Annotated in this window: 8 protein-coding genes; all 8 read right to left on the bottom strand. The window is 64.9% G+C overall.

What is annotated here, in order from left to right; translation table 11 throughout:
• Positions 1–18: 18 nt before the first annotated feature.
• The gene (locus VE092_RS07095; protein WP_324875231.1) at positions 19–1,137 is read right to left on the bottom strand and encodes a HAMP domain-containing sensor histidine kinase; all 1,119 of its coding nucleotides are present in this window, start codon (positions 1,135–1,137) and stop codon (positions 19–21) included.
• Complete coding sequence (locus VE092_RS07090) at positions 1,134–1,769, bottom strand: chemotaxis protein CheB (protein ID WP_324875229.1); 636 nt, start codon at positions 1,767–1,769, stop codon at positions 1,134–1,136. Before VE092_RS07090 ends, VE092_RS07095 begins: the two co-directional genes overlap by 4 nt.
• A complete protein-coding gene (locus tag VE092_RS07085; RefSeq protein WP_324875227.1) occupies positions 1,766–2,617 on the bottom strand; it encodes a CheR family methyltransferase in 852 nt (283 codons plus the stop codon). The genes VE092_RS07090 and VE092_RS07085 overlap by 4 nt, the downstream gene beginning before the upstream one ends.
• Entirely contained in the window at positions 2,602–6,093 is a 3,492-nt protein-coding gene (locus VE092_RS07080; RefSeq protein ID WP_324875225.1) for a response regulator, read from the bottom strand. Before VE092_RS07080 ends, VE092_RS07085 begins: the two co-directional genes overlap by 16 nt.
• A 273-nt stretch (positions 6,094–6,366) precedes the next feature.
• Positions 6,367–7,026: a DUF1345 domain-containing protein gene (locus tag VE092_RS07075; protein WP_324875222.1), complete on the bottom strand. Its 660-nt coding sequence runs from the start codon at positions 7,024–7,026 to the stop codon at positions 6,367–6,369.
• Between the two features lie 92 nt (positions 7,027–7,118).
• Positions 7,119–7,652: a SecDF P1 head subdomain-containing protein gene (locus VE092_RS07070; protein ID WP_324875220.1), complete on the bottom strand. Its 534-nt coding sequence runs from the start codon at positions 7,650–7,652 to the stop codon at positions 7,119–7,121.
• A complete protein-coding gene (locus VE092_RS07065) occupies positions 7,649–7,867 on the bottom strand; it encodes a hypothetical protein (protein ID WP_286865153.1) in 219 nt (72 codons plus the stop codon). The genes VE092_RS07070 and VE092_RS07065 overlap by 4 nt, the downstream gene beginning before the upstream one ends.
• A gap of 84 nt (positions 7,868–7,951) precedes the next feature.
• Positions 7,952–9,346, bottom strand: coding sequence for a sensor histidine kinase (locus tag VE092_RS07060; RefSeq protein ID WP_324875217.1), 1,395 nt, complete (start codon positions 9,344–9,346; stop codon positions 7,952–7,954).
• Positions 9,347–9,361: the final 15 nt, after the last annotated feature.

Here is a 9,361-nt window from a genome sequence, read left to right as displayed (position 1 = left end):
GGAAAATATCGGTACGGCTCAACGACGCGGCAAGCGCACCGTCACCATGGTCTGCACCTGGTCATCGGAGGACATGCTGATGCTGCCGCCATGTGCCTTGACGATCTGCTGGGCAATGAAGAGACCCAGTCCCAGGCCTTCCTTGCGGCCGACCTCGCGCTCACCGCCACGGAACGGATCGAAGATCACCGGCAGCAGTTCGGCCGGGATCACGCCGCGATTGGCGATCACCAGCACCACCTCGTGCTCGCTGCGACCGTCGATGCCGATGCAGATGGGATGACCCGGTGCACCGTGCTGCAGGGCATTGCCCAGCAGATTGGCGGCCACCTGGGTCAGGCGGTCGCCATCCCAGTAGCCATTGTCGTCGCCCTCGATGCGACGTTCGATGATGCTGCCCGGATAGGTGGCCTGGTATTCCTGCACCACCCGCTCGGTGATCTCGCCCAGGCAGGCGCTGGCGCGCACCAGCGGAATGCCTCCGGCCAGTCGGGCGCGGGCCAGGTCCAGCATGTTCTCGATCAGCTTGGCCATGCGCTTGCCGCCGTTGAGGATCTGCTGCGAAGCCTTTTGCGCCACCTCTTCCTTGTAGGTCCGCTGGATCAACGTGGCCGCCATCACCACCGCGCTGAGCGGATTGCGCAGGTCGTGGCCGAGAATGGCCACGAACATTTCGTTCAGGCGCAAGGTCTCGGTGCGCTCGCGCAGTTCCAGCGCCAGCTGCTGCTTCTGGCGATACAGCTGGAAGAACACCTCCGCCTTGTTGCGCAGGATGTGCGGCTCGATGGGCTTGTACAGGAAATCCACTGCGCCGCTCTCGTAGCCCTTGAACAGACGACGCTCGTCGCGCACACCGGCGGTGACGAAGATCAGCGGCACGTTGCGGGTGCGCTCGCTGCCACGGATCAGTTCGGCCAGTTCGAAGCCGTCCATGTCCGGCATCTGGACATCGATGAAGGCCAGCGCCACTTCGTGCTGCAACAGCAGTTCCAGGGCTTCCATGCCCGAGCGCGCCAGCAGCAGCTCGACATCGTCACGCTGCAGCAGCGCCGACAAGGCCAGCAAGTTTTCCTCGAGATCATCGACCAGCAGGAATTTCACCCGTGGCAGGTCTCGTTCTTTCTGTTTTTCTGTCACCTGCGTTCCTTTTCCTGGTCATTCCCCTGTACGCCCAGGGTACGCAGCAGATCGGCGATCTGCGAGAGCGTGAGCACATGATCAACCTTTCCCAGCGCCAATGCCTGTGCCGGCATGTAGGGCACCTGTGCCTGTTGCGGACTCTGCACCACCGTCATGCCGCCGGCTCGGGCGATGGCCTGCAGGCCGGCCGCGCCATCGTGGTTGCCACCGGTGAGGACGATGCCCAGGAGGCGCTCGCGATAGACATCGGCGGCCGATTCGAACAGCACGTCGATGGCCGGTCGCGAGAAGTTGACCAGTTCCTCGTTGGACATGGCCAGCAACGGCCCGTCGTCACCGCGATCGACCAGCAGATGGTAATCCGGTGGCGCAAAATGGATCACACCGGGCTGCGCCGGCAACTTGTCCTGGGCTTCCACCACCGGCTGGGCGCAGCGGTCGGCAAAGATCTTCGCCAGCAGGCTGGGCCGTTCGCGCGGCAGGTGCAGCACCACCATGGTCGCCACGTGCGCGCCGCGACGCAGCGCCGGCAAGATCTCCGACAGCGCTTCCACGCCGCCGGCAGAGGCACCGATGACCACTGCCTCGATCAGGCGGCCATCCGGGGTGGGCTGGGCGGCGGCGCTCACAGCTCGCCCTTCTTCTGAAAGATGCGGTCCTCGCGATCCACTTCGTCGAAAGCCGTGCCATGCGACGAAAAACGCAGCGACTCCTTCGAACCCAGCCCGAGGAAACCCTTGCGCACCAGCGATTCGCGGAACAGGCCCAGGGCGCGCTCCTGCAGATGCCGGTTGAAGTAGATCAGCACGTTACGGCATGAGACCAGGTGCATCTCGGCGAATACACTGTCGGTGGCCAGGCTGTGATCGGAAAAGACCACGTTCCTGCGCAAGGACTTGTCGAACACGACGGCACCATAAGCCGCCGTATAGTAATCCGAAAGCGAAGTCCTTGCTCCGGATTTCTGGTGATTGCTGGTGAAGCCGGGAATGCGGTCCAGCTCGTAGACCCCGGCTTCGGCCTTCTTGAGCGCGGTCTGGTTGATGTCGGTGGCGTAGATGATGCTGCGTTCGAGCAGGCCCTCCTCGCGCAGCAGGATGGCCAGCGAATACACTTCTTCGCCGCTGCTGCACCCGGCCACCCAGATCTTCAGCGAGGGATAGGTGCGCAGCAGCGGCACCACCTTCTCGCGCAGCGCCAGGAAATAGCTCGGGTCGCGGAACATCTCGCTGACCTGTACCGTCAGGTAATCCATCAGCGCCGGAAAGATGGCGGGCTCATGCAAGACCTTGTCCTGCAATTGCGAGAGGGTATCGCAGCCGAAGCGGATCATGGCCGTGGCCAGGCGGCGCTTCAGGGAGGCGCCGGCATAGCCGCGGAAATCGCAGTGGTACTTCAGGTAGATGGCATCCAGCAGCAACTGCATCTCGATATCGAAATGCCGGTTGGCCAGCGCCTGGTTTATTTGGGCATCCATACACGTACCAGGGAGAGCAGTTTTTCCACATCCAGGGGCTTGGCGATGTAATCGTTGGCACCGGCGGCCAGGCATTTTTCCTGGTCATCCTTCATGGCCTTGGCGGTCAGCGCAATGATAGGCAGACGCTTCCATACCGCCTGCTTGCGGATTTCACGCATGGCGGTGAGGCCATCCATCTCCGGCATCATGATATCCATGAGCACCAGGTCGATGACCTCCTCGGGCTTGTCCTGGCTGCGGCGCAACGCTTCCAGCGCTTCGCGGCCATTGCGCGCGATCTCGACCTTCATGCCCTTGGGTTCCAGCACCGAGGATAGCGCAAAGATATTGCGGACGTCGTCTTCCACCACCAGGATGCGGCGGCCTTCGAAGACCGTCTCGCGGTCGCGCGCCACCTTGAGCAGGCGCTGGCTTTCTGGCGGCAGCGTGGTTTCCACCTGGTGCAGGAACAGCGTCACCTCATCCAGCAGGCGCTCCGGCGAGCGCGCATCCTTGATGATGATGGAGCGCGAGAAGCGGCGCAGGTTCTGCTCTTCCTCGGCCGACAGCGAGCGGCCGGTGTAGACGATCACCGGCGGGAAGGCCACGTGCTCCTGCTCGGCCATCTTTTCCAGCAACTGGTAGCCGGACAGGTCGGGCAGGTTCAGGTCCATCACCATGCAATCGAAGGTGGTCTCGCGCAGGCGTGCCAGGGCGTCCGCAGCGGTGCGCACGCCGACCAGGTTGATGTTCTCGCCGGCCAGCAACTGGCGGATGCTGTCGAGCTGACGGGCATCGTCCTCGACCACCAGCACATGCCGCAGACCTTGCAGGAACTTGGCTTCCAGCTTGCGGATGGCACCGATCAGCTCTTCCCGCTGCACCGGCTTGAGTGCGTAACCGATGGCGCCGCGCTCCATGGCTTCCTGCGAGTAGTCGGCGACCGAGACCACATGCACCGGAATATGGCGGGTCTTGGAATTGCGCTTGATCTGGTCCAGCACACCCAGGCCGGAGAAGTCGGGCAGGTTCATGTCCATCAGGATGGCGCTGGGTCGATACATGTCGGCGGCGGCCACGCCTTCGTTGGCGGAGTGCGTCACTACGCACTGGAAACCCATCTCGTGGGCCAGGTCGCGCAGGATCATGGCGAAGGCCGGATCGTCCTCGATCACCAGGATCAGGCGCGCAGTGGCCTCGATCCGGTGACGGTCGTCATCGATGGCGATCTCCTGCAGGCGTGGCGGAGTAGCTGCCGTCGCTGAGGCACTGGCAACGCGCACGTCCGGCGCTGTAGCGACCTGGGCCGCCTGCAGTGTCGAGGCTGCGGCAGCGGCATTTGCCGACTGCGACGTCGGCGCCGCTGCACGCAGGACGGCCTGGTCGCCGCTGTAGATCTGCGGCAGCGAGAGCGTAAAGATGCTGCCCTCGCCCGGCCGGCTCTGCACGGTGATGTCGCCACCCAGCAGATGCGCCAGGTCACGCGAGATCGACAGGCCCAGACCGGTGCCACCGTATTTGCGATGGGTGCTGCCATCGGCCTGGCGGAAGGCTTCGAAGATGAACTGATGCTGGTCCTCGCCGATACCGATGCCGGTATCGCGCACGGCGAAGGCGATGCGGTTCTGGGCGTCGGCATAGATGCGCAGGCTGACCTCGCCCTTCTCGGTGAACTTGATGGCGTTGGAGAGCAGGTTCTTGAGGATCTGGCCCAGGCGCTGCATGTCGGTTTCCATGCGCTGCGGCACGCCCGGCTCGACCTCCACCTTGAAGGCCAGGCTTTTCTGTTGGGCCGTCATGGCAAAGCTGGCCTTGAGTTCCTCGGCCAACTTGGTCACCACGAAGGATTCGGAGACGATATCGAGCTTGCCGGCCTCCATCTTGGAGAGGTCGAGGATATCGTTGATCAGCGCCAGCAGGTCGTTGCCGGCCGACGAAATGGTCTGGGCGAAACGTACCTGTTCATCGGTCAGGTTGCCCTGCTTGTTATCGGCCAGCAGCTTGGCCAGGATCAGGGTGGAGTTCAGCGGGGTGCGCAGTTCGTGGCTCATGTTGGCCAAGAACTCACTCTTGTACTGGTTGGCGCGCTCCAGTTCGGTGGCCTTGTCCACCAGCACCACCTGGGTCTTGGCCAGGTCGTCCTTCTGCAGTTCCAGCAACTGGGCCTGCTCCTCCAGCTGGGCATTGGTTTCCTCCAGCTCGGCCTGCTGGGTCTCCAGGCGCAGCTGCGAAGCCTTCAGGGCCTGGCCCTGCTCTTCCAGTTCCTCGTTATTGACCCGCAGTTCTTCCTGCTGGGCCTGCAATTCCTCGGACTGGCGCTGGGTCTCTTCCAGCAGTTCTTCCAGGCGGGTGCGATCCTTGGAGGAGCGTACGGCGATGGCGATCTGGTCCGACAGGCGGGCCAGCAATTCTTCTTCCTCGGCGCGCACCTGACGCAGGAAGCCCAGTTCGAACACTGCCTGCACCAGGCCATCCACCGAGGCCGGCACGATCAGCAGTTCACGCGGCTGATGGCGACCGACGGCGGAAGACACGGTGAGATACTGCTCCGGCACCTCCTTGACGTGCATGGCTCGATTGAGCTTGGCGGCCTGCCCCAGCAGTCCCTGGCCATCGCGCAGATGTGGCTGGGCGCCCTCGTCCTCCAGCGCGTAGGCGGCGAAGCGCTGGAAGTCGCCGCTGTCGGTACGCAGGTAGATGGCGCCGACCTGGGCGTTGAGGTAGGCCGTGAGGAAGGCCAGCGTGTTCTCGCCCAGGGTGCTCAGGCGCTGCTCGCCCTGCAGCCGTTCGGCCAGGCCCATCTGACCGGCGCGGATCCAGGCCTGCTTTTCGCGCGAACGATAGTCGCGCGAGGTGGTGACGGCGGCGGCCACGATGAGGACCAGCAACAGCGCCGATCCGCCCCAAGCCACGGCGGTGGAAAAGGCCACCGCGTCGCGCCAGTCGCCCTGACGTGCCGTGAGCAGATCGCGTTCCTGCTCTTCCATGTCGCGGGTCAGCGTGCGTACGCGGTCCATGGACATCTTGCCGCGGTCGGACTGCACCACCGCCAGCGCCCCGGCGGTATCGCCGTTGCGACGACGGGTGATGGTCTCGCCCAGCTCTTCCATCTTGTCGTTGACCACCCGTTCCACCTGCGACAGGCGATTGACCTGCTCGGGGTTGTCGGCGATCAGCTCGCGCAGGCGCGCGATCTCGCCCGGCAGCGCGGCCCGGGCCTGGTTATAGGGGCTGAGGTAGGTCTCGGTGCCGGTCAGCAGGAAACCGCGCTGGCTGGTCTCGGCGTCCTTGAGGGTGGAGACCAGGCTCTGCAGCTGCTCGCGCACCCGCATGGTGTGGGACACGGCATTGGCCGCTTCGCCCCGGCTGGCCGAGGCTTCGTAGGTGAACAGGGCGATCAGGACCACGGCCAGAATCGCCACTCCGAACCCGATCAGGGGTCCCATCGGCAACGGCGGTCCGGAAAATGCGCCCTTGCCCTGGCGCTTCAACATGGCAATACGTTCTTCTGCTTGGCTGGAATAAACCCGCACGGTGCGCTCCGTTGTTCGAATCGTTGGTCGAGCTGCGGGGGTTCTGTGTCCCCCTCCCCTTGGTCTTGCTGATTGCCACACGGAAAGCCGGCCATTATACGTCCGCCTCCCCGCTTCGCGCTGCCGGCCCCGCAGGCTGCCGGTCCGGCGCACGAACCCGGCTAGGACAGGCAGCGGCCGCTTCGGTTCCGTAACGCTGTCATCCAGACACCGACGGCGTCCGTCAGCGGCGGCTCAGTTGCCGGCCAGGCCGGCGGCGATATTGATGGACAGGCCAATGATGGCGGCGTTGAAGACGAAGCAGATCAGCGAATGGACCAGCACCGACTTGCGCAGCGAGCGCGAAGCCACGCCGACATCGGAGGTCTGCACCGCCACGCTGATGGTGAAGGCGAAATAGAGGAAATCCCAGTAGTCGGGATTGCGCTGTCCTTCGGGAAAGCGCAGCGGCAAGGCTTCCGGATCGTCATCCCCGGCATAGAACAGGCGCGCATAGTGCAGCGTGAAGATGGTACCGATCAGCGCCCAGGAACCGAACACGGTGGAGGCGGTAAAGGCATAGCGCAACAGCCGGCCCCCCTCGCCGCGATGGTTGCCCCCGGCCAGCTCCAGCAGGATCGCCAGCAGACTGGCCACGGCCGCCACGCAGACCATCACCAGCACCACATGGGCGCTCTCGTCCTCGGTCTCGGCCAGGCGCTTGACCGCCATGGCGTCGGCGCGCAGCATCATCAGCCACAGGCTCAGCAGGTAGAACCAGACACCGGCATTCCAGCCGATCAGGCTGCGGCCGATCCAGGTCGAGGCAGGAATGAAAAAGGCGGCGACCATACCCACCCCGATACCGATCAACAAGCGGGGATGGACCTGGACGATATGGCGGGCGACGGACATTGTTATTGTTGGGCTGGATCGTGAAGCCGCGGTGGCGTGCAATGGGCAGGACATTAGCATGCCCTGCCGCGCCCGGCCAGTGCCCTGCCGCCCTAGCGATTGGGGAACAGGCGCGCCAGGCGTACCGCTTCCTCGAAACTGGGCAAGCCGGTCAGCGCCATGGTATTGATGGTCATCGGCCCCTCCACCCTGGCCACGTTGGTGACCCGCCCCTGCAGCACGGCGGCCAGCTGGCGTCCCATGAATTCACGCGAAGCGGCTGCCAGCCTGGCCGTCCCGACCGGCGAGAATTGCAGCACCAGAATGGCGCGCCCGGCGGCATCCTTCTGCGCGCTGGCGCGCTGCACGTCGCTGGCGTCCAGCGCCGCGCGCGGTGCCAGGTAGATGTCGCCGCCCGGGGGGTCGCTGATCTGCGCCTTGATCCAGCCCTGGGTCGGCACCGTGGTAGCACCGCGCAGCTCGAACAGGGTCGAGGAAGACTGCGCCGCACTGCCCTGCATGCCGCTGGAGGCGCAACCGGCCAGCACCAGTGCGGCACCGGCGGCTGCGCCCAGCAGCAGGGTACGGCGGCGTGGCGATGCCAGGTGCAGGGCACCGGCGGTGAGGGAAAATTCGGGGGCGCTCAAAATTCGTGCTCCTTCAAGGCCCGCTGGGCGCGCTCGCGGGCGCTGGCGAGCGCCTCTTCCTCGGTCGGGAAGATGCCCACGGGGATATAGGTCTCGGCGATCTCGGGTTCGCGCGACAGGCGCACGAAGACCTGCGCCTCGAATCCCTCGTCGGGCTTTTCCACCGCGTCATAGCGGGCGATGTGGGTACCGCTTTGCAGGACCTTGTCCGTCATGTTGCCTCCTGGATTGTCACGAAGAAGGCGTTTAGACAGAACCGGAAGAGCGAGGTTCGGAGCCGGCGCGCCGGCCGCCTGGCATCAGACCGCCAGCGGGAAACGCACCGTAAACAGCGTGCCCTGCCCGTGCTCGCCGCTATCGACACTGATCACGCCGCCATGGTCGTGCGCGATCTCGCGCACGATGGCCAGGCCCAGGCCGCTGCCGGCCACCTTGTCGTTGGCGCGGTAGAAGCGGTCGAAGATCAGTTCGCGATGCTCAGGCGCAATGCCCGGCCCGGAATCCTCCACCGTCAGCACGGCCGCGCCATCGGCTTCCAGGCAGCGCACGGTGACCGTGCCATGCGGGGGCGAGTAACGCACGGCGTTATCGATGAGGTTGTCGATCAGGTCGCTCAGCAGGAAGCGGTCGCCCCGCATGCGCGCCGATTGCAGGTCGAAGCCGAGGTCGATGCGCTTCTTGTCGGCTTCTTCGATGAAGTGCTGGACCGACTCTTCCACCAGCTTGTCCAGCGACAGTTCCTCCAGCTTGCGGCTCTCGAACAGGCCGGGTTCGGAACGCGCCAGGGCCAGCAACTGGCGGCTCTGGCGGATCATGCGTTCCACCGAGGAATTCATCATCGCCAGGGAACGGGCCGTATCGGGCTGGTCCTGGTGCTTGTCGTGCAGCAGCTCCAGTTGCAGCTTGAGCCCCGTGAGGGGGGTGCGCAACTGGTGGGCGACATCGGCCATGAAGTTCTGCTGTGCCTGCTCACCCTTGTTGATGCGCGCCATCAGTTCGTTCATGGCCACGATCAGCGGCTGCAGCTCGACCGGTGCACCGGTGCCGTCGATGGCGCCCAGCTTGCCGTGGCCGCGTTGCTCCAGGTTGCGCTGCAGGCTCTTGAGCGGGCGCAGGCCGCGCCGCACGGCGATCAGCACCACCGACAGCGAACCGAAGGTCAGTGCGCCGTCCAGCAACAGGAAGGACAGCAGGATGGTGTAGTGCGCCCGGTCGCGCTTGCGGATGGTCTCGGCCACCGCCACCGAAATGATGCCGTTCTTGACGCGCACCTGCATGGCGGCGATGCGCACCGGCTCGCCGCGCATTTCGCCATCGAAGTTGATGGGACGGTCGAAGACATCGCTTTCCGGCAAGCGGGGAAAGCCCTTGTCGCCCACCACGATCTGGCCTTCGGTATTGCGCACGGCGAAGAAGGTGGTGTCGGAGTGGTTGCTGCGCAGGATCTGCTCGGCCTGCTGGGTCAGTTCGGCGGTGGTGCGTTCCTGCCGGTGGCGCACCTGGGCGTACAGGCCCCAGGTGGAATCCATCAGGTTCTGGTCGAAGGCGTGCTGGGCCGGCAGCCAGGCCAGCCAGTAGGTCAGGCCGGCGCCGACCAGGTTGAGCAACAGCAAGGGCGCGATCAGCCACTTGAGCAGGTCGCGCCGGATGCTGGCGTGGGTCGGCGATGGACTGGCCGCGGCGGTGTCGGACATGCGCTGCCAGCCGGG

Source organism: Herbaspirillum sp., assembly GCF_035644555.1.
GTDB lineage: Bacteria > Pseudomonadota > Gammaproteobacteria > Burkholderiales > Burkholderiaceae_D > Herbaspirillum.
This window is presented reverse-complemented; position numbering and strand designations above follow the sequence as displayed.

Coding starts and splice junctions, on each gene's coding strand:
- VE092_RS07060 (WP_324875217.1), bottom strand. CDS start 9,346: ATGTCCGACACCGCCGCGGCCAGTCCATCGCCGACCCACGCCAGCATC.
- VE092_RS07080 (WP_324875225.1), bottom strand. CDS start 6,093: ATGTTGAAGCGCCAGGGCAAGGGCGCATTTTCCGGACCGCCGTTGCCG.
- VE092_RS07065 (WP_286865153.1), bottom strand. CDS start 7,867: ATGACGGACAAGGTCCTGCAAAGCGGTACCCACATCGCCCGCTATGAC.
- VE092_RS07085 (WP_324875227.1), bottom strand. CDS start 2,617: ATGGATGCCCAAATAAACCAGGCGCTGGCCAACCGGCATTTCGATATC.
- VE092_RS07075 (WP_324875222.1), bottom strand. CDS start 7,026: ATGTCCGTCGCCCGCCATATCGTCCAGGTCCATCCCCGCTTGTTGATC.